The sequence below is a fragment of the Rhizobium sp. BK196 genome (assembly GCF_014193255.1).
In the GTDB taxonomy this organism is placed as follows: domain Bacteria; phylum Pseudomonadota; class Alphaproteobacteria; order Rhizobiales; family Rhizobiaceae; genus Rhizobium.
In genome coordinates, this window is the sequence record NZ_JACHZB010000009.1 from 148,163 (window position 1) to 168,272 (window position 20,110).

Here is a 20,110-nt window from a genome sequence, read left to right on the forward strand (position 1 = left end):
CGTGACATGACACCCTTCTACCGGGCCTATGAACGCCAGCTCAGCCTACCCCCGGATCTCATCGACATGCTTCCGGCGGTCGAAACCGCAACGATCGGACATGTCGAGCATCTGGGCTTTGTCGGCGACAATGTCCGTCCGGTCTTTCCCTGCCGGGCCTTCGGGCCGGCCTTGACCGTCGCGGCGCCAGGCCGCGACGGCGTCATCATCTACAAGGCGGTCGACATGCTGAAGCCAGGCGACATGCTGGTCATTTCCCGTGTCGACCGCGACGATGTGGCCTGTGTGGGTGGCGGCGTTGCTGCCGCTGCCAAGGCGAAGGGCGCAAGCGGTATCGTCATCGACGGGCCTTGCACCGATGTCGAGGAGTTGGTCGCGGTTGGCCTTCCGATCTGGTGCCGGGGTGTTTCGTCGCGGACGACAAACCGGATCTTTTCGATCGGCGGATCGATCAACGTGCCAGTCGCCTGCGGCAGCGCGGCAATTCTACCGGGCTACGCCGTCCTGGCCGATAGCGAAGGCGTCTTTGCTGCCGAGGCCGAGCGCATGCACGCCCTTGCGGAAATGGCGATTGCACGCCAGCAGCGCTCAGCAGCGCTGCGTGCGCACCTGACTGCCGGCAAATCCATATTCCTGTTCGAGCAAGAGGACCTTGCATGAAGATCTCGCTCATTCAGATGAACGCCCGCCCGGATCGCGCCTACAATCTTGCCGAAGCTGGGCGCCTGATGCTGAAGGCGGTTCGAAACGAAAGGCCGGACCTCATCGTGCTGCCGGAACATTTCGACTGGACGGGAGGTACTGCAGCCGAGAAAAAGGCGGCCGCCGACCTTATCCCCGGCGGCAGAGCCTATAAGATGGTGCAACGCTTTGCTGCCGAGCATGGTGTCGCCATCCATGCCGGCAGCATCCTTGAAAGCGTTCCTGGCCACGACCGGATCTTCAATACGAGTGTCGTCTTCGACGCCAATGGGAGACAGATCGGTGCCTATCGGAAGATCCATCTTTTCGACATCGTCACGCCGGACGGGAAACGCTATGCCGAATCCGAGACGGTTGCGCCCGGCAATCAGCTGCTCATTTATGAACTGAATGGTTTCCGACTAGCCTGCTGCATCTGCTACGATCTGCGGTTCTCCCGCATTTTCGACCGTCTGGCCGCCGAAAAGGCCGATGTCTTCGTTCTACCGGCAGCCTTCACGACCCAGACCGGAAAATACCATTGGGAGGTTCTGTGCCGGGCCAGGGCCATCGAGTTCCAGGCGTTCGTCGTCGCCTGCGGCCAATGCGGTTCCTACACGACGCCTGCCGGCGAGGAGCGGCAAATGTTCGGGAATTCGATGATTTGTGACCCCTGGGGACAAATTCTCGTAAGGGCCGACGATAGGCCGGGGGTTCTCAGCGCCAGAATTGACCGTGATAGGCTGAGGCAGGTTCGAGCCTGGATTCCGATGGAAGCACACCGGGTAGATGTTACGGCCATGCCGCTCGCCACTGCCAATGCTGCCACGCCCAATCGCCGCGTGACGGACATGACCTTTTGAGGGGCTCAAGGGGCCGACCCAAGAGGCTTCATCAATCGACGATATTCTTGTTCAGGTTGCCCTGTGGCCTTCGTCGTTGCCTTTCAAGCATTGTCGGAGGTGGTTGGAGGATGTGTCGATCTCCAAAAATCGTTACATAAACCCATCGATGATAAAGAGCCGTCGGACCTTATTTCCGCGGCCGTCATTGGTTTGCTCCAGATGAGAGCGGAAGCGCATGCCGCTTCTTATTCGACCTGCTGTAATTGTGGCGAACGCGTCGTTCCGACCGGACGGCACCGTGAGGCTACAAGTTTCAGCGGTGACGCCACGCGCAGCGGGAACCGCCTGGGGCCAACGACGTTGCTCATCAGATAAGGAGCTGACGATATGGTTGCATTTGGCAGGATCCGCAGGGGTTTCCAGAAAAACGAAGGCCGATCTGGGCTTGCAGGGGCGCTGACGCCTGGAGTTCTTCCATTCTGGAACATCGAGAAAAAACCGATACGGAAAGAACGGAAGACTGGCGCGAAGGAGAGGCGCGCGCCAGGTTGCGCGTCACCAGCGCAGCCTGTTGCGACGCTGCGATAGTCCCAGGCTAACCGGTTCGCAATCCAGCGCTTCGGATACCTGACGGCCCTCTAAACACGTTGGCGCCTCAATAGAACACCGATGATCGGGACGGATCTCGTCGTTTCTCAAAGGCCATGACGAACCCGTGGTGCTGGCAGGGAACCAAACGACGGTCCAGAGGTTCGGATCTCAGTCTTAGTGGAGGAAAAGTATGAACACTGCGCTCAAAGCATTCCTGTTGACGTTGGTCACTGGCGCTGCCGCCTTGCCATCTGTCGCTCACGCCCAGGTCGAGCTGCGATTGGGGCCCGGCGGGGTCGAAATGCGAAATCCCGATCGCGACCGGTATGCAAATCCGGATGACGATTACGGCCTGCGGCGCCGGTGTGACCCGCGTGATGCCTTAGACAATGCGCGTGATGCCGGTCTTCGCCGACCGCACATCATCGGCGAGACGCGCCGCAGCATCATCGTCGAAGGATTCAGACGCAGCGGCAGGTCTGAGCGCATACGCTTTGCCAATGTCAGAGGCTGCCCGGAAATCTAGGTGGTTCAACATGCCGACGATCATGCCTTGATCCATCAGGGCGGGGAGTAAAAGACCGCTACCGGCGTTTTACGCTTTATAACCACCGTCCTGCGCCGCCGCGATGGAGACATCAGACCGCCTCGGATTGCCGTGCGGCGTAGGATGCGGCGCTGTCTTGCGCCATGCGTGAAACCCGACGACGTCACCGAGCATCCCCGTAGCACGGCCGACTTTATATTACCGAGACGCCGCAGCATCGTCCTTGCTTGCCGGCGTCTTGAACGGCATGAGCCAGATCGCCGTGATGCCGAGACCAGCAAATCGAGACGGCGCGCAGGCCCGGTGAAATCGCCGATCCCGTCACTCTACGCATCCATGAAGGCTTCGACCGAGAGGCAGTTGATGGCGGCATTCTTATACCGGAGATCGTCAATCGTCGCACCCCTTCTTGTTCGAGGCCCCAATGGCGTATGCCGTCGATTGTTCCGGCACCTCCCGTTCTTCGCCGCACCGGACGAGAGCCGCCAAATGGCTCATCTGTCGTTACTGAAAGCTGCATCGCGTCTTGGACGCCTCACATTGATTCCAACCGTACGAATTCTTGACATCCAATAGCTCACCATCAGACAGTGCCGCTTCGTCAGATCATGAGGACTGGATGGGCCCGGCCAACGGCTTCACAATTGTCGGCAGGGCCGCGATCACCGCAGTTGCCTGCTTATTTGCCGCCCTTTGTGTCGTCCTGGCAGTCTGGCTGCATTCGAGCTATTCGGCGGCGGTTAAAAGCGGCGAGGAACAAGTTGTTGCAACCGCCAAGATCGTGGTGGCCAATGCTGTCTGGATCAATTCTCTTGCGCGTCAGACCCTTTTTCGAATGGACGATGCTTTCGGCACGGCAATTGGTCCGGATAACGGTGATCGCCTCAGACGGCTGAACCTGGCAACGGAGGAGCTGCCAAGTGCAGCGACAGCCTATGTGCTGGCCTCCGACGGCTCGCTAATCTATTCAACCGATCGGGAGGGCGCGCCGGCCGACATTGTCGATCGGACATACTTCCAGCGGCTCTCCAATGGAGCGGAAGCCTACACGTCGGCAATGACTGAGATGGCCAGTACCGGAAGACGCGTCTTCCTGTCGGCAGCCCGCATCGAGCGCGACCACAAATTCGTCGGGGTCGCCGTTCTAGCCTTCGATACCGGACTGTTGCGTTCGATCTGGGACGCGTCGCCGCTTGGTCCAGGTTCCACCGTCAGCTTTTTTCGAAGGGATGGCAAACTGATCGCGCGCCATCCCGAACCGAAGGAGATGGTCGATCTCGGCAACTACGTGCTGTTTACCGACTATATGCGCAAGGCCACGTCCGGAACCTATAGTTCAGTCTCGCCAGTCGACCAGGTGCAGCGTCTGGTCGCCTATCGCATTGTCGAGCGCACGCCATTCGTGGCGATCGCCTCCGCCGAGACTTCGCTGATCCTGAAACCCTTCTGGACGGATGTCGCAATCGTGGCGCTCATCACCACCCTTGCCCTCGTCGCAAGCCTGGCGGCTGGATGGAAGATACTGAGCCTGGCACGGGCCGACGCCCGTCACACGGCCGAACTGGCAGAAGCGCTGCATACCAATCAGACCCTCATGCGTGAAATTCACCACCGCGTGAAGAACAACCTGCAAACCGTTATGGCACTTGTGCGCCTGCAGGGCCTCAGGCCGGAAACGGTACAGAAGTTGAACGACCGGGTTCAGGCCATGTCCGCCGTCCACGAGCAGATGTATGGCTTCGATCAGTTCAAAAGCGTCAATGCCCGCCAGCTCGTTCCAAGCCTCGCGCGCACGCTTGTTAGGCTTAACGATCGCCCTATCGACTTGAGGTTCGAACTCGACGACATCGAGATCGACGCTGAAAGGGCGACGCCTTTTGCGCTTCTGCTCAACGAACTGCTGACGAACAGCATGAAATACGCCTTCGCTGATCGGCCTCAGGGGCTAATCCGCGTCCGGCTTTCGCGACAGTCGAGCGATCTCGTGCTGTTCGAAATTGCCGATGACGGCATCGGATACGATCCGGCCGCGGCAAAGGCGGGCATGGGCAGCCGGCTGATCAAGGCGTTCGTCAACGAGTTGAGCGGGACCTTCACGATCGAGCGCATGAATGGCACCCTGTTTAGGGCGCAGTTGGCGTTGACGCGCTAGGCCACGTCTGACCTGAATTACCCTTTGGCGCCAGACGCCTGCGCGCCTCCTCCCAGATCGTTGAGGATGTGAGATCTCATTCGCTCCTTCCGGGACCAGATGCGCGACGGCCTTACGATCACGATGGCAAGGCGTCCTTGAACCGGACGACGGCTGCCAGGGTTCCAGCGTCATCGACGATCTCGAAGCACTGCCCGTCGAGTTCCCGGCCGGACCTCAACCTCTCCGCCATGGGGTCGCGCGCACCGGCCTTGGCCTCCTCGATGGCAACAGCAAGGCGCGCGCAATCGCTTCCCTCCTTATCCAGATCAGATCCTCGCCGTCACGTATTAAAAAAATACCGCATGCTTCACTCTATCGGAGGCCGGCGCCGCTCATGCCGGTTTGTGATTGCTCAAGCGGCTCCCGATAAGCCGTTCGAATTCCTGTTCGGGAATCCCATAGGATCCGGCCGCAAACACCTCGAGACCGGCGCGATTGCGAATGACGACGGAGCCGCGCACGGAGCGGATCAAACGATGCCCTTCCAGGACATGCAGGGCCGCCGTCACGCCGGGGCGCCTGGCCCCGAGCATCAGCGCGATATATTCATGGGTGATCGCCATCTCGTCGCTGCGAAGGCGATCGTGACACATCAGAATCCAACGGGCGAGGCGCTGTTCGAGCAAATAGCGAATATTGGCAAGCGCGGTGAAGGCGACCTGCGTGGCAAAGATATGCATATATTTGACGAGCGGGACTTGGAAGGTAGAGCTCTTCATCGTGGCCTGCCGCATCGCCTCGATCGGCACCCGGTAGCCCGAACCGGCGATGTTCATCTCGACGACATAGGGAACGACATTGTCGCCAATGATGGTGGCGGTCGGCACAAAGCCTTCCCAGCCGAACATGCCGGCCTCCGCGGTCTCGCCTGTGGAAGAGACCGTCATGACCGCTCCGATCCCACTTTCGGGAAAATAGACGTAGTCGAGCTTTTCGCGCGGCTTTGCGATCTGGAACTGAGCGGGAAGATCGACCTGGGCGAGATACGGTGCAAGCATCGCAAAATCAGGCGGTTCGAGCGCAGTCAGCATGCGGTTTGATATTTGTCTCTGGCTCGGCGCCATCCGTGTCTCCCGACTTGCCTCTAGCGCGAGCAGCAATCGGCAGCCTCGCTCTGCACCAGTATCGAGTGAACTTTCATCTGCGCTTCTGGTTCCGTAGCAACCACGTTCGCGCGCTGGCGGCCGCATCGGGTGTGGGTGGGCACGCCGTTTGGCCGAAAGCCGCTCGCTTTGCGCGATCGGGCGATGCCAAGGCAATCGTCGGGGTCGAAACCTGGAGAAAAAACCCCAAACCCTGGCGCCATGCGCGCTCGAGAGCGACCCGCAGGGCCTCAAAGCGACTAACCGTCCTCATGCACGAAAATCATCGTCGACAGCGGCGGAAGGTCGACGAGAAGTGACTGGCTGCGGCCATCGGCAGCGACATTGTCGCTGCTGCAATCTCCACCGCTCGTGCCGGTGCCGCCGTAGACGGATGAATCGGTGTTGAGGATTTGCCGCCAGTGGCCCGGCACGGGAACGCCCACCCGGTAACCGTGACGCGGAATCGGCGTGAAGTTCGAAATGACGAGAGCGACCGATCGGCGTTCGCGGTCATAGCGCAGCATGGCGAGCACGGAATTTTCCGCATCATCAGCAATTGCCCATTCAAACCCCGACGGCTCGCTGTCGCCATACTGTAAGCAGTCAAAATAGCGGTAAATTCGGTTGAGGTCGCGCACAAGTCGCTGCAGGCCGGAATGAGCCGGATCATCAAGCAGATCCCATTCCACTGAACCGTCGTGGTTCCACTCCGTCGTCTGGCCGATCTCCGACCCCATGAAGATGAGCTTCTTACCGGGATGGCCCCACATGAAACCAAAAAGCGCTCGCAAATTAGCCATCTTCTGCCAGGCGTCTCCGGGCATCTTGGCGAATATCGATCCCTTTCCGTGCACGACCTCGTCGTGCGAGAAGGGTAGAATGAAGCGCTCGCTGTAAGCATAGATCATGCCGAAGGTCATCGATCCGTGGTGATATTTGCGATAGACCGGATCCTCAGACATATAATTCAGCGTGTCGTGCATCCATCCCATATTCCATTTCATGTCGAACCCGAGCCCCCCGTCCTGCGGTGACCTGGTAATGTTCGGAAAAGCGGTGGATTCCTCGGCGATCATCAACGCATGGGGAAACCGGTCATGGACGATGCTGTTGAGATGCTTGAAGAACTCAATGGCCTCGAGGTTTTCACGGCCGCCGTGACGGTTCGGGATCCATTCGCCAGCCGCCCGGCTGTAGTCGCGGTAAAGTATGGATGCCACCGCATCGACGCGCAATCCGTCGATATGATAATGCTCGAGCCACTCAAGGGCGCTGGCGATCAGAAAGCCTTTGACCTCGTTGCGACCGAGATTGTAGATCAGTGTATTCCAATCCTGGTGAAAACCCTCACGGGGGTCTTCGTGCTCATAGAGCGCCGTCCCGTCGAAACGCGCCAGGCCCCAGACATCAGTCGGGAAGTGCGCCGGCACCCAGTCGAGGATGACGCCGATCCCGGCGCCATGGCAGCGGTCGACAAAGTAAGCAAAATCCTCTGGTGTGCCATAGCGGCCGGTTGGCGCAAACAGGCCGAGCGGCTGGTAGCCCCATGAGCCGCCGAAGGGGTGCTCCATGATCGGGAGCAACTCGATATGAGTGAAGCCCATGTCACGAACATAGGGTATGAGGCGCTGTGATAGCTCGACCCAGTCAAGCACGCGTGCCCCCTCGCTCATGTCGCGCAGCCACGAACCGGGGTGCACCTCGTAGATGCTGACCGCCTCTGTTTGCTGGTCGGCGCTGCGGCGGGCGTCCAACCAGGCTGCATCGGTCCAGGCGAAGGGATCGGTGGAAGCCACGACCGATGCCGTCGAGGGCGCCGGCTCCGCCGCCCTGGCGACAGGATCGGCCTTCTGGGCCAGAAGATTGCCGTACCGATCGAGAATCTCGAACTTGTAGCGCTCGCCGACGCTCACCTGCGGAACGAAGATTTCCCAGACACCCGCCTGGGGCCGAAGCCGCATCGGATGGCGCCGGCCATCCCAGCTGTTGAAGTCGCCGACGACCGACACGCGCCGTGCGTTTGGTGCCCAGACCGCAAAGCGCACGCCAACAACGTCGTCGATCGTCATTGGATTGGCTCCAAGCGCACGCGTCAGACTGTAGTGCGTGCCTTCGGCAACGAGGTGCAGGTCGAGGTCGCCGAGCAACGGGCCAAACCTGTAGGGATCATCGGTCACCTGGATGGCGTCAGGCCAGTATACCTTCAAATGGTAGGAGGCCAGCTCCGGCAGCACGGCGCCGAACAGGCCCGCCGGATGGACGAGATCCGCCGTTGCAAGAAGCCTGTCACTGTCGCCGGCGATTAGATCGACGCCCGTGGCCCCAGGCAAGAATAAGCGAACACTATAGCGACCATCGCCGCGTTGATGGGGGCCGAGGATTGAAAATGGATCGCCATGGCGCCCCTCGATGAGGGCTTGCATGGCATCCGGCCCAACACCGAAGAAGATGTCGGCGAAGTCTGTCGTCATGAGGGGCTCTCCGAGAGGCGGGTCAAGATGTTGGCAAATCCATTCAGCGGAATCGGTAGCCATTTGGGGCGATTGCGCGCTTCATAGGCGATTTCGTAAGCTGCCTTTTCCAAAAGGAAGACATCGAGGATGCGTCTGACCTCGGCTTCCGAATTGGGCAGATCCGCAGAGGCCGAGAGCGCCTGCACATAGGCCTGCAAGAAGACCTGTTCAGCTTTGGCGCCAAAGCGGGAAATGACCTCGCGCCGACGTGCGTCATGATGGTCGGAGATCGCATCGTTTTCGAGTTTCGCGGTCGCCGACAGGTAGTCGAGCGAGCGCAAAAGCCCTGCCACGTCGCGCAGCGGACTTGTCTTTGCCCTGCGTTCGGCAAGATTGCGGGCTGGTTCCCCCTCGAAATCGATGATGACGGCGTCACCTTCCGTCACCAGGACCTGGCCGAGATGGAAATCGCCATGGGCGCGTGTGAGCAGCGTTCCTTTTGCTCCGTCCGCCAATGCTCCGGCAAGTTCGATGATGGTATCGCGTCGCTGAAGGAGCGATCCGGCCGGGCCACCCATTCCCTCGTCGATCTCTGCACCGAGGTCGGTGAGCTTGGAGAAGGCGTAGGCAATTTCACCGGTGACGGATTTGCGGATGGTTTCAACGTCGCTCTCATCGGCCCGGCGCGGCGAAAAGGCCTCGTCATCGGTCGGCCGGGACAGGAGCACATGCAGTTCGCCGAGCCGCTCCCCGATCATTGCGACGAAATTGACAAGCGGTCGCAATTGCTCGTCAGCCATCTCGACGGCGACTTCCGTCATGACGATCTCGTCGGCGACACGTCTGAGGTTGGCGAGCATCCAGTTCCAAGCGTCGCCCTGGTTGCGGATGGCGCCCTGAACGATGATCAGGGTCGAGCGCCGACCTTCGCGGTCGGTGCGAGCGACTTCGCCTAGCCACGGCGCGGTATGTTCGTAGCCGTGCTGCGTCAAATAGCGGGTCATCTCGACTTCCGGATGAATGCCGACGAAGACATGTCGGATCAGCTTGATCATCGCCGCGTCCCCGACAATGAGCGAGCTGTTGGATTGCTCCGCCGATAGCCAGTGGATCGGCATGTCGTCAGACAGCGACAGGCGGTCGAGCGTGTCAGTGCCAATGAACTCGATCTGCCCCGTGCGTCCGCTGACGACGGACCGGTCGCGCAGGCCTCGCAGGATGCCGCGCGCCATTGTCTCGACCGCAAATCCATCCGTCAGAAAGCCGACACGCCGGCCCTGCCGGATGCGAGCGAGCGAGAGCTGTTGGCCGAGCACGTTGGGTGGTGTGTCGTCCCATTCGGCAGCAAGCGGCAGCTGATAGCTCTCCACGTGATCGGGCAACACGGCCTCAAGCTCGCCCAGAACAACACCATCGGCGAAGGGGATAGGTGTGGCAGACACGAGCCGAGCCTCCTGAAGCGCCTGATCCTTGGCGCCAAACCAGCGCCGCTTGGACAGGTAGGCCGGTAGGATGTCGCGGCTTAGCATTGCCGCGTGCTGGGGCTGTTCGACAAGTTCGCTCAGGTTGCGCCGGATGACGACGGTGACGAAGTCGGCCAGTTGCTCGGGCGGCGCCGTGCGCCAGGCGGGGCCATCCGCCTCGCTGTTGAGCTGGAACCAGAAGAACCCGTAGGGCGGAAGCGTCAAAAGATAGGTGAGCTGCCCGATCGGTGGAAAGGGCGACATGCCGGTGAGCTCTATCGGGATGCGGCCTTCGAAAGCCGACAGATCGAGTTCGACCGCCTGAGGAAGGCGCGAGAGATTGGCAACGCACAGGATGACCTCGTCTCCATACTCGCGCAGATAGGCGAGGATCCGGCGGTTGCTCGGCGTCAGGAACCGCAAGGACCCGCGCCCGAAGGCACTGTGACGGCGCCGCAGCGCCAACATACGCCGCGTCCAGTTCAAGAGCGAATGGGCGTCGGCCACCTGCGCTTCGACGTTCAATGCCTCGAAGCCGTAAAGTGGATCTGCGACAGGCGGCAAGACGAGGCGTGCCGGATCCGCCCGTGAGAAGCCGCCGTTGCGGTCGGGCGACCATTGCATCGGCGTGCGCACGCCATCCCGGTCGCCGAGATAGATATTGTCTCCCATGCCGATCTCGTCGCCATAATAGACGACCGGCGTACCGGACATCGACAACAACAGCGCGTTCATCAACTCAATCCGCCGGCGGTCGCGCTCCATGAGCGGCGCCAGCCGGCGACGGATGCCGAGATTTATGCGGGCCCTCTTGTCGGACGCGTAGGTCTCCCAGAGATAGTCGCGCTCGGCATCCGTCACCATTTCCAGCGTCAGCTCGTCATGGTTCCTCAGGAAGATTGCCCATTGACAGGTTTCCGGAATATCCGGCGTCTGTCGCATGATGTCGGTAATCGGGAAGCGGTCTTCCTTGGCGATCGCCATGTACATGCGCGGCATCAGTGGGAAGTGGAAGGCCATGTGGCACTCGTCCCCGTCACCGAAATATTCCCGCGTATCTTCCGGCCATTGATTGGCTTCGGCCAAGAGCATGACGCCCGGATGTGTGGCATCGAGGGCCGCGCGGATCTGTTTGAGGATCGCGTGGGTTTCGGGCAGGTTCTCGTTATTGGTGCCCTCGCGCTCGACCAGATAGGGAATGGCATCGAGCCGGAAACCGTCAATGCCGGTTTCGAGCCAAAAGCGCATGATGTCGATGAGCTCCTCCATCACCTTCGGATTGTCGAAGTTGAGATCCGGTTGGTGGGAATAGAAGCGATGCCAGTAATAGGCGCCGGCGACGGGATCGAACGTCCAGTTCGATTTTTCGGTGTCGAGAAAGATGATACGGGTCTCGGGAAACTTGTGGTCATTGTCCGACCACACATAGAACTCACGCTCGGGACTGCCGGCTGGCGCTTGGCGGGCGCGCTGGAACCAGGGATGCTGGTCGGAGGTGTGATTGATCACCAGTTCGATGATCACCTTGATATGGCGCTCGTGGGCGGCTGCGACGAACCGGCGGAAGTCGTCGAGTGTCCCGTAGTCGGCGCTGACATTGCGGTAATCGGCAATGTCGTAGCCGTCGTCGCGGCGGGGCGAAGGAAAGAAGGGAAGAAGCCAGATGGCATTGACGCCGAGCGAGGCGATATAGTCGAGCTTCTGATAGAGGCCTTCGAAATCGCCGATGCCGTCGCCGTTGGCGTCATAAAAGGACTTGATGTGCAGTTGATAGATGATCGCGTCCTTGTACCAGAGCGCATCGTCGGTTGTCGGTTTCCGGTCTTCTACGAAGGCTGCATCCATTTCAGGCTTCTCCTGCCCTGACCCGCCATATAGCGAAGGGCAAATGGGCCGGGTCCAGCCTGATCGTTTGCCACTTTCCGGTGCGCTTGAAATTCTGGCCGCTGACAAGGTCCTCGAGTGCCAGCGCGCTCATATCGCCGAGGCCGAACTTCCAGAGCGGAAACTCGACGCTGCTCTCCTCGATTGCGTGCGGGTTGAGAGTGACGGCGATCAGGAGCACATTATGACGCTCGGCATCTGCTTTCTCGAAGAACATGACGTTGCTGTTCGATGAGGGCAAAAGCGTCAGACCGAGATGCGAATGGAGTGCAGGGTTGTCCCTGCGGATGCGGTTGAGCATGGCGATTTCCGCCTTGATGTTGCCGGGGCGGTCGTAATCCCAGGCGCGGATCTCGTATTTTTCGCTGTCGGCATATTCCTTACGCTTTGCGTCGGGGCGTCCTTCGCAAAGCTCGAACCCGTTGTAGACGCCCCAAAGGCCCGACAACGTGGCGGCAAGCGCGGCGCGGATCAGATAGGCAGGCCGCGGCGCGTTCTGCAGGAAGTCTGGATTTATGTCGTGAGTATTGACGAAGAAATGCGGCCGGAAGAATTCCCGCACCTCGCTTGCGGTAAGCTCGCTCATATATTGCTCGAGCTCCCACCTTTCGTTGCGCCAAGTGAAATAGGTATAGGATTGCGAGAAGCCGATCTTGGCCAGCCGGTACATGACCTTCGGGCGCGTGAAAGCCTCTGACAGAAAAATGACGTCGGGGTGGCGCGCGCGAATGTCGCCGATCAGCCATTCCCAGAACGGAAAAGGCTTTGTGTGCGGATTGTCGACGCGAAAAAGCCTGACGCCTTCGTCGACCCACATCTCGACGATATCGCGCAGTTCCACCCACAGGTCCGGAATCGCATCCTTGGCATAGAAATCGACGTTGACGATATCCTCGTATTTCTTCGGAGGGTTTTCGGCGTAACGGATGGTGCCGTCCGGGCGCCAGTCAAACCAGCCGGGATGTTCGCGCAGCCACGGATGATCGGGCGAGGCCTGGATAGCGAGATCGAGGGCGATCTCCAGCCCAACCTTTCTCGCTTCATCGACCAGACGTTCGAAATCGTCGAATTCGCCGAGCTCGGGGTGAATTGCCTCATGGCCACCGGCTTCCGAGCCAATGGCGTAGGGGCTGCCCGGATCGTTGGGTGTGGCGACGAGAGAATTGTTGCGGCCCTTCCGGTTGGTGCGGCCGATCGGGTGGATCGGCGGAAAGTAGAGAACGTCGAAACCCATATCGCGAATGGCCGGCAGACGGGGTATTACGTCCTCGAACGTGCCGTGACGGTTCGGATCGCCGCTCTGCGATCGCGGGAAGATCTGGTACCAGCTGGCAAATCCGGCCTCGCGCCGCTCCGATTCAACGCCATAGACTGCTGTGCGGCAGGAAAAGGGGCGCCTGTCGGCGCGTGCCATCAGCTCGGCGGTGCGCGGTCCCAGGAGTAAATCGAGCTTTGCGACGCCCTCCCGACGCTCGAGTTCGCCGAGGAGCGCTTCAAGCTCGCTGCGCTCCTCGGCCGCCATCGCCGGGGCCGGATCCGCCGCCGTCCTGCGTATCAACTCTTCCCCTTCGATGATTTCCAGTCTGAGGTCGAGGCGGGCTTCATGTTTCTTGACGAGCTCGTAGCGGAAGATCGCAAACGGGTTCTTCCAAGCCTCGACGCAGAATTGGAACCGGCCGACACGATCGAGAACGAAACTGCCCCTCCACCGATCGTTTTCGAAAAGGCCCATACGCGCTTCGCGCCACCCGTCTTGTCCGCGTGGGCGGAAGAGGAGCGCTGCCGACAGAAGATCGTGCCCGTCGGCGAAGATATCGGCCTCGACGACGACCGTCTCGCCGACAATGCGCTTGACCGGGAAGCGACCGTCGTCGACTGCCGGGGCGACTTTTTCGATAGCGATGCGCGGCGAGGTTGTCGCCTTGTCGAGCGGCAGGTCTCCGTGCTCGGCGGTAATGGCGGCACGCGCCTGGGTTGGAATCAAACGGGCCTCGCCAGGCTTTAGGCGCAGCTCGGGCGTCGCTGCATCAACGGGCACGAAGGGTGCGACAGCTCGATTGAGAATGGTCTCCGCAAGGACGGCGGAACGACGAAGATCTCGATTGACTGCAACCAGCTGTACCGAATGAGCGCTCCTGATGTCGGCCGAGTCGGCTTGCGTCATGACGGTCACATGGCTCGCGATCTCGCAATTGACGAGTTGCTTCGCCCCGTTACGGCTGGATGCTATCAGATCGCGCAGTTCGTCAGTCAGATCGAAGGTGCCGTCGGCTCTGAGCCGACGCAGGCCCTCGCCATGCCCATGCGTCGGGTCGAGCGGCAGCACCGCTCCAAATTCGAAACCCATCGGCACGAGAAGACCGTCGCCGATCGCCACCGCCAGGCGCAGGGCGCGGCGCGACCGCCGCTCGCGGATCTCTCTGCTCTCCGTACCATGCGCAAGCCGCTTGCCGAAGGGCGGCTCCGGAAAGGCTATCTGCGGTCCGAGAGACTGCTGAAGGCGATACTCTTCGAGCATCCAGCTTTCCCGCAGGTCCCACCAGGCGAGCGAGGTAAATGTGGCGTCGAGCCCGCAATCGCGCAGGCTGTTTCGCAGGGCAAAGGCGGTGCCGGGCGTATAGGCAAGAAAACCCGTTGAGGGGTTGGCGGCCCGGGCAGCGGCGATCAGTTGCTGCCATTCGGCGATCTCCAGATTATCCAGGCCGACAAGTCGGTAGCCAGCAATTCCGGCAGCAGCAAAGCGGGAAAGTCTCCTCTTCCACGCCTCGATCAGCCCGGGCGAGGTAGACGAGACCGGGTGACGGAATGGCATGAGCGGCGATCGCCGCGGGTCAAGAGACCGCAGGGTATTGTGGTTCACCTCGGTTCCTGGGCTGATCGTGAGGTCCAGCATCAATTTGATACCGCGACCTTCGGCCTCGCCGGCCAGCATCGCAAGCGCCTCCTCGGCATCCCCAGCAAGGCCGAGGGCCGCATCGAGGCTGCCGTAGTCGTGCGGAAAGAACAGGCTTTCATCTGTCCTTTGAAACGGCGAGGCCGACAGCACGGTATCGAAGCCAAGAAGGGCTGCGTGGTCGAAAACCTCAAGCCAGCGGTCTCTGCCCGACAGCAGAAGCGGGTTGACATAGTAGATCCGCAGAGGTGGAGGGAAAGCGGTCGAAGAGATTGCTGTTGTCATCACTCGGTCTGTCTCCGCCCAGTCGCATGAACAGTCTTTGAAGATCGCCGAGGTGAACCTGCAGGCGCTTTACTTGTTCCCATTCAAGGCGACAGATGATGCACGCGGCGGGATGGATCAGCTTGTCGGGTCGCCGCCCTTCAGACCGATAACGGAGGCGACCAACTCCTCGGGGCACGCTTGCGACCGCTCGTCGGCTACCATCCAGCCTGGGTTCTCGATGACAGCCTGTGTCGAGGGACCCGGCGACAGCACTCATCCTGCAGAACCAACGCGCGTTGAGCTTTTGACGTCGTATGAGCCGCCGAGACGGTTCTTACTCTACCCACGAGGGGAAGGATCGCCAGACAAGGCTGCCGCTATCGTCTGGAGCCGATCACCCATGCGACGGCGGCCGTGACGGCGACGGCCGCTATCGGATTATCCTTGACCCAAGCCCTGATCGCGTCGAGGAGGTTTTCGCTGTCCGCCTTTTCGGATGCCGCCGGCGCGCCGGCAACGGAGGTAACCGAGTGCGAAACGGGATCAGAGGCTGGAAACGTATCCTCGAGTGCCTTGTCGAGGTCGCCGTCCTTTTCTTGCTGCTGCTTCCTTGCCTTGTCGAGTTCGTATGCTTCGACGGCCGGGGATTTTGATTGGCTCATGTCTTCCTCCGTTTCTTCGCGGCCTAACGCCGCCGAAAACCTCGAAGTTCCCGGGAGGATTTTGTTTCTTGGCTTCCCCGTCTTATGGCTATGCAAGATTACCGGTATCTGTGGCGGTCCGCGTGACCGGGGAGCTAGACCGACTGCAGCGGACTGTCCCCGGCGCCCTTCGTACGGCTCGCGGCGGCTTTTAGGAACCTTATTGCTCCACGGGCGGTGTCGGCGGTGGCGTTTTTGAGACTTCCTCGAGAAGTAGTCGGTATTCAGCAATCGGGACACGATCCTCATCGAATAGTTCGACAGAAATCATGTTGAGCGGAGCCTCCGGCAGTCCTTCGCAAGCCATCTGGGCGAGCGCCAACCTTGCCTCGCGCTTGGCATCGTCGAGACTTCGGAATTCGTGCGCGACTTCGGTTGGTTCGGGGTTTGTGCGATCGATGACCTGAAAGAGAAATTTCGGCATGGCCACCTCCTTGGCGCAGAACATCAAGCAGGTCTCTTTGTTCCCGCAATGCGCAGCGGCAGCCGCTTCCAATGGCGATCGCAGCGGCCGATGACACCGCGGCTGTGACCGCTATCAACCAAACGTCGCCGAAAGGTTGCCGAACCGTTGCGTTCACTGCTTCATGTAGCACGGGAATTGTCCAAATATTCACCCCCAGCACCCAGCAAAAACCGTACGTTGAGCTCTTGCACGCCTTAGACCGCGACAAGGGAGGAGACGACGATGGAGGCATCGCACGATATCTTGCTTTTAAATGCCAGGGACCTTGAGCACGACGATCGCGCACTGACGATCGCAGAGATTCACCTGGCCACGACGAACGCCTGGGATGAGATCCGATCGGGAACGGCACGCGGCGGAAAGACGGTTTTTTCGCTTTCGGAAGATGAGTTCTGGTCGAGGCCCGACTTCGCCCCCTTTAAGGAGGATTTTGCCGACGAGCGGCTCGGCTGGAAACTGTCGTCGCTCTATGGCGTCAACTCGAGATATGGCGGCGTCAAGATCATCGGCGCAAATGCGTTCAATCGGCGTCTTGGCCTACCGCGATCGACGTCGACCTTCATCCTCTTCGACAAATATACGCTTCGGCCGATCGCCATCCTCGACGAAACGGCTCTGTCGGCCGACCGGACCGGAACCTACGCGTCAATCGTCGCCGAGAAATGCCTGCGCCGGCAGGCCACCGCCTCCGTCTTCCTTCTGGGATCGGGGCCGGTCGCCCGCAGCGTGATCCGCTCGCTCACCTATTCCTGCGAAACCCGGATCGAGCAGATCTTCATCCGTAGCCGCAGGATCGAAAGCGCCCGTGCGCTGGCGATCGGGCTTTCGACCGAGACGAAGATCCCCCTCCTCTGCGTCGAGGACAACAGGGCGATGCGCGACTGCGCGCTCGTTATCACAGCAACCAATGCGCGCGCCCCGGTCTTTAGCGACGAGGAGCTTGCAGAGGATGCGACGACCCTGCATCTTGGCGGTGACGAGGCGCCGGCGGACTACCTGCGGCGCGTCCTGCGCTCCGGGCTCGTCATCTGCGACGACCTACCGACCGTCTCGCGTCGCAACTCGCAGAGCATCGCGTTGCATTTCTCTCGCCAGGGCCTATCGCTGGAAGCCGTCGGGCCGCTGATCGGCATTCGCTCGCTTTCAGATATGCAGGACTGGTCTTTGGATGCGGATGGTCCGACCTGCATCACCTGCGTAGGCCTGCCCATGCTCGATCTTTTCGTTGCCCAGGCAAGCTACGAGAAATATTGCCAGGCCGCAGATGCCGATCGGATCGCCGCATGCACTGTCTGAGCCGCGTTCTTGCCGATCATGTATGCCGGGCCCAGACCGCTTATCCGGCCGAACTCAACGATGTCGCCCGACGCTGCATCCTGGACCTCGTCGGTGCAGCTGTTGCCGGCGCCGACATGCCAGGCGCCGTTGCGGCGCGCTCCATCGCCACCTCCGTTTTTGGAAGTGGCACCGACACGATCTGGCTGAAGGGCAGCAGTTCGCCGGCCGGCGCGCTGTTCTGCAATTCGACAGCTGCGACTGCCCTCGACATCGATGATGGACATCGTGCGGCTCGCGGCCATCCGGGTGCAGCAGTCATTCCGGCGGCTCTGATGTTGGCAGGTCACGCCGGCGCTACCGGCGCAGAACTCTTGAGCGCCGTCATCTGTGGCTATGATGTCGGGGTGCGGATTGCGGCGGGCCATATCGCCGAACGGATCAGGACGCGACAGTCGGGGCGCTGGGCAAGCTTTGCGGCCGCCGCAACGGCCGGCCGTCTGCTCCGGCTCGATCCCGATTGCCTTGCCCACGCGCTCGCGATCGCCGGCGTGCTTGCGCCCAACCAGCTTGCCAACGGCAGCTCTGGCTATTCGAAAATGACCGGCAACGACGTGAAGGAAGGCATTGCCTGGAGCAGCGTTCTCGGACTGACGGCAGCTCATCTGGGAGGTGCCGGGTTTACCGGTCCGTTGGATATTCTCGATCATTCCGACTATTACGACGGCGCGCGCATCGTGGCAGATCTCGGCCAACGATGGGAAATCGGCGATACCTATTTCAAGCCATATGGTTGTTGCCGCTATATTCATGCAGCTCTCGACGCCTATGGCGAAATCGCCGCAGCGGATACGATCGACGCCGAGGACATCGTCGAGATCGAGGTTCAGAGCTTTTCCTGGGTTCAAAAACTCGCAAACAGTCTCGAACCGCAAAGCCTGATCGACGTGCAATACAGCCTTCCCTATTGCCTGGCGATTTTTGCGATCGACGGCAGCCAGGCCTTGTCGCCGATTGATGTCAGCACGATTGGACGCAAAGACCTGCAGCGGTTGGCACGCAAAATCCGATTGACTGTCGATCCGCAGATCGATCGATCTTTCCCGGCGCAGACCCTGGCGCGGCTGATCGTCAGCACGCGGACCTTGCAGCTTGTCTCTTCGGTCCACACGCCGGTCGGAGAACCGACGAGACCGATGGATTGGCCGGCCATCGTGCAGAAGTTCAAGACCGTCACCCGGCATCGCCTTCAGGAGAGGCATCAGCAGGAGCTTATAGACGCCGTCGCAGCAATACCGGAGGGAAACCCAGTCGCAATCACCAGATCCCTTGAGAGCCTGACGAAGTCGTCCTAAGCGCCTTCTGACATCCCCTGAGATGAAATGGAGTTGAATCGGAGCTCTCCATTGGAAACGACAATTCTGCCAGCGCACAGGACGTCGCGGACCCGGGCGAGATTGTGGGAGTGGCAGATGAGGATGTCGGCTCGCTTGCCTCTGGCGATCAAGCCGCGGTCGCCCGCAAGCTCAGGAAAGATACGCGCCACGTTTCCCGTCGCCTTGGCAATTGCTGCTGCGGGCAGGCACAGCCTCTTTCTCACCAGCCGATGAACCGCCTCGAGGATACCGTCCCAGTCACCGCCGGCAAAGTCGGTCGAAATCGTATCGACAAGACCGGCTTCGACAAGTGCATCGAAATTGCCTGGTCCATTGCGCCAACGTGTTGAAATGCAGTCGAGTGTCGAAACGTCGATGCTGGCGCCGAGATCGCGCAGCGCCACGGCGGTCTCCAAGGCTTCCTTTGTCGTGAACGAGGGATGGTTGCTGTGGCCGGCGACGATCCTCGCTCTCGGATGGGCTCTTGCAAGATCGATCAGCTGGCTGGCCGTTGGTGCTGCGTTGTGGAAAATGGCCGGCATTGCGGTGCGGGTCGCCTCGTCGGCAATTTCGGCAAAACCCCTTCGTGCGAGCGCTACTGGCGGCATCACAGTCTCGCGGATCAGACCGGAGAGGCTTTTGACCGTGAAATGCCGCCCGAGCCCGTTCTCCTCGATCAGCCGCGCCAACGCTTCGCCGCCCGGATTGTCCGCCCCGTTTAGATTGCGCCCGAGCGTTGATTCTTTGAGGAGCCGCGCCAGATTCGGATGCACGACCAGCCCGCAGGCTTTTTTAATCGCGGCAGGAAGAATGCGGTAGTCCTGGGCGCCGCCGCCAAGCGTCTGGCCCCCGCCCGCCTCGCCGAGCGCCTTGGCGCCGCGGCTAAGAAGGTCATCGATCCTTGCTGCCAGATGTCTGCCCGAGAGCCCCGCGCCGTCGACCGCCCGGGCAGCGGCGAGGCTGGCTGGCGTGTGGGCGGTGCTGATATGGATGTCGAGCGGATGGCCTCCATTCGGGCCGGCATCGATCTCGTCATCAAGCGCAAGGCCGCAGACGTTTAGCAGCGTCGTCGTGCCAGACAGGAGATGGCGGTTACGCTGGTAGTCGACCTCTCTTTGATCGAAGGGTGCTGATCCGCTTGGCATTGAAGGACCGAAGACGCAGCCATGCGCGTGGGCGTTGATCACTCCCGGCAGGACGCTGCATCCCGACGCGTCCAACACGAGATAGTCCGGGGAGAGCGAAGGCAGATCGACCTCTACGACCGCCTCGATCCGGCCATTTGCAAGAAGCACGCTCGCCTTGTCGAGCACGGTTACGCCGTCACCGGTGATGACGCTCGCATTGATGATCGCGATCGGACGGATCTGGCTCACAAGGTTCCCTCCT

Annotated in this window: 13 protein-coding genes and 1 pseudogene; 6 read left to right on the top strand and 8 right to left on the bottom strand. The window is 60.7% G+C overall.

Features of this window, described 5'->3' with window-relative positions:
• Window positions 1-6: 6 nt before the first annotated feature.
• The 3 genes from FHT78_RS25200 to FHT78_RS25210 all read left to right on the top strand — a co-directional run bounded on the left by FHT78_RS25200 (window position 7) and on the right by FHT78_RS25210 (window position 2,643).
• Entirely contained in the window at window positions 7-660 is a 654-nt protein-coding gene (locus FHT78_RS25200) for an RraA family protein (protein WP_183749283.1), read from the top strand.
• A complete protein-coding gene (locus tag FHT78_RS25205) occupies window positions 657-1,544 on the top strand; it encodes a carbon-nitrogen hydrolase family protein (RefSeq protein ID WP_183749284.1) in 888 nt (295 codons plus the stop codon). The genes FHT78_RS25200 and FHT78_RS25205 overlap by 4 nt, the downstream gene beginning before the upstream one ends.
• A 763-nt stretch (window positions 1,545-2,307) precedes the next feature.
• On the top strand, window positions 2,308-2,643 hold the full coding sequence (locus tag FHT78_RS25210) for a hypothetical protein (protein ID WP_183749285.1): 336 nt from the start codon (window positions 2,308-2,310) through the stop codon (window positions 2,641-2,643).
• 143 nt (window positions 2,644-2,786) lie between these two features.
• On the opposite strand, the pseudogene FHT78_RS29475 reads toward FHT78_RS25210, so the two are convergent.
• Window positions 2,787-3,002, bottom strand: a pseudogene (locus FHT78_RS29475) (trehalose synthase); the annotation flags it as partial.
• Between the two features lie 281 nt (window positions 3,003-3,283).
• Between FHT78_RS29475 and FHT78_RS25215 the strand changes: the two are divergent.
• Window positions 3,284-4,816, top strand: a complete 1,533-nt coding sequence (locus tag FHT78_RS25215; protein WP_183749286.1) for a histidine kinase dimerization/phosphoacceptor domain -containing protein — start codon at window positions 3,284-3,286, stop codon at window positions 4,814-4,816.
• A 374-nt stretch (window positions 4,817-5,190) separates the two neighbouring features.
• Here the strand turns inward: FHT78_RS25215 and FHT78_RS25220 are convergent, their stop codons facing one another.
• The 6 genes from FHT78_RS25220 to FHT78_RS25245 form a co-directional block, all read right to left on the bottom strand.
• Window positions 5,191-5,922, bottom strand: coding sequence for a Crp/Fnr family transcriptional regulator (locus tag FHT78_RS25220; RefSeq protein WP_183749287.1), 732 nt, complete (start codon window positions 5,920-5,922; stop codon window positions 5,191-5,193).
• A 278-nt stretch (window positions 5,923-6,200) separates the two neighbouring features.
• A complete protein-coding gene (gene glgB / locus FHT78_RS25225; protein WP_183749288.1) occupies window positions 6,201-8,414 on the bottom strand; it encodes a 1,4-alpha-glucan branching protein GlgB in 2,214 nt (737 codons plus the stop codon).
• Window positions 8,411-11,704, bottom strand: coding sequence for a maltose alpha-D-glucosyltransferase (treS, locus tag FHT78_RS25230; protein WP_183749289.1), 3,294 nt, complete (start codon window positions 11,702-11,704; stop codon window positions 8,411-8,413). Before treS ends, glgB begins: the two co-directional genes overlap by 4 nt.
• A 1-nt stretch (window position 11,705) precedes the next feature.
• Window positions 11,706-14,921 carry a maltotransferase domain-containing protein gene (locus tag FHT78_RS25235; protein WP_183749386.1) on the bottom strand — a complete coding sequence of 1,072 codons (3,216 nt, stop codon included), beginning with the start codon at window positions 14,919-14,921 and terminating at the stop codon, window positions 11,706-11,708.
• Window positions 14,922-15,280: 359 nt separating this feature from the next.
• A complete protein-coding gene (locus tag FHT78_RS25240) occupies window positions 15,281-15,565 on the bottom strand; it encodes a hypothetical protein (protein WP_183749290.1) in 285 nt (94 codons plus the stop codon).
• A 199-nt stretch (window positions 15,566-15,764) separates the two neighbouring features.
• Window positions 15,765-16,028, bottom strand: a complete 264-nt coding sequence (locus tag FHT78_RS25245; RefSeq protein ID WP_183749291.1) for a hypothetical protein — start codon at window positions 16,026-16,028, stop codon at window positions 15,765-15,767.
• 264 nt (window positions 16,029-16,292) lie between these two features.
• Between FHT78_RS25245 and FHT78_RS25250 the strand changes: the two genes are divergently transcribed.
• Together FHT78_RS25250 and FHT78_RS25255 are read left to right on the top strand one after the other, a co-directional pair.
• Window positions 16,293-17,366 (top strand): ornithine cyclodeaminase, encoded by a 1,074-nt coding sequence (locus FHT78_RS25250; protein WP_183749292.1) that lies wholly within the window; start codon window positions 16,293-16,295, stop codon window positions 17,364-17,366.
• Window positions 17,354-18,700, top strand: coding sequence for an MmgE/PrpD family protein (locus tag FHT78_RS25255; RefSeq protein ID WP_183749293.1), 1,347 nt, complete (start codon window positions 17,354-17,356; stop codon window positions 18,698-18,700). Before FHT78_RS25250 ends, FHT78_RS25255 begins: the two co-directional genes overlap by 13 nt.
• On the opposite strand, the gene FHT78_RS25260 is transcribed toward FHT78_RS25255, so the two are convergent.
• Window positions 18,697-20,097 carry an amidohydrolase gene (locus tag FHT78_RS25260; RefSeq protein WP_183749294.1) on the bottom strand — a complete coding sequence of 467 codons (1,401 nt, stop codon included), beginning with the start codon at window positions 20,095-20,097 and terminating at the stop codon, window positions 18,697-18,699. The genes FHT78_RS25255 and FHT78_RS25260 overlap by 4 nt on opposite strands.
• Window positions 20,098-20,110: the final 13 nt, after the last annotated feature.

Excerpts from the sequence above, each read along its gene's own strand:
- FHT78_RS25220 (WP_183749287.1), bottom strand. The coding sequence starts at position 5,922 with ATGGCGCCGAGCCAGAGACAAATATCAAACCGCATGCTGACTGCGCTC.
- FHT78_RS25235 (WP_183749386.1), bottom strand. The coding sequence starts at position 14,921 with ATGACAACAGCAATCTCTTCGACCGCTTTCCCTCCACCTCTGCGGATC.
- FHT78_RS25210 (WP_183749285.1), top strand. The coding sequence starts at position 2,308 with ATGAACACTGCGCTCAAAGCATTCCTGTTGACGTTGGTCACTGGCGCT.
- treS (WP_183749289.1), bottom strand. The coding sequence starts at position 11,704 with ATGGATGCAGCCTTCGTAGAAGACCGGAAACCGACAACCGACGATGCG.
- FHT78_RS25200 (WP_183749283.1), top strand. The coding sequence starts at position 7 with ATGACACCCTTCTACCGGGCCTATGAACGCCAGCTCAGCCTACCCCCG.
- FHT78_RS25245 (WP_183749291.1), bottom strand. The coding sequence starts at position 16,028 with ATGCCGAAATTTCTCTTTCAGGTCATCGATCGCACAAACCCCGAACCA.
- FHT78_RS25250 (WP_183749292.1), top strand. The coding sequence starts at position 16,293 with ATGGAGGCATCGCACGATATCTTGCTTTTAAATGCCAGGGACCTTGAG.
- FHT78_RS25255 (WP_183749293.1), top strand. The coding sequence starts at position 17,354 with ATGCACTGTCTGAGCCGCGTTCTTGCCGATCATGTATGCCGGGCCCAG.
- glgB (WP_183749288.1), bottom strand. The coding sequence starts at position 8,414 with ATGACGACAGACTTCGCCGACATCTTCTTCGGTGTTGGGCCGGATGCC.
- FHT78_RS25240 (WP_183749290.1), bottom strand. The coding sequence starts at position 15,565 with ATGAGCCAATCAAAATCCCCGGCCGTCGAAGCATACGAACTCGACAAG.
- FHT78_RS25215 (WP_183749286.1), top strand. The coding sequence starts at position 3,284 with ATGGGCCCGGCCAACGGCTTCACAATTGTCGGCAGGGCCGCGATCACC.
- FHT78_RS25205 (WP_183749284.1), top strand. The coding sequence starts at position 657 with ATGAAGATCTCGCTCATTCAGATGAACGCCCGCCCGGATCGCGCCTAC.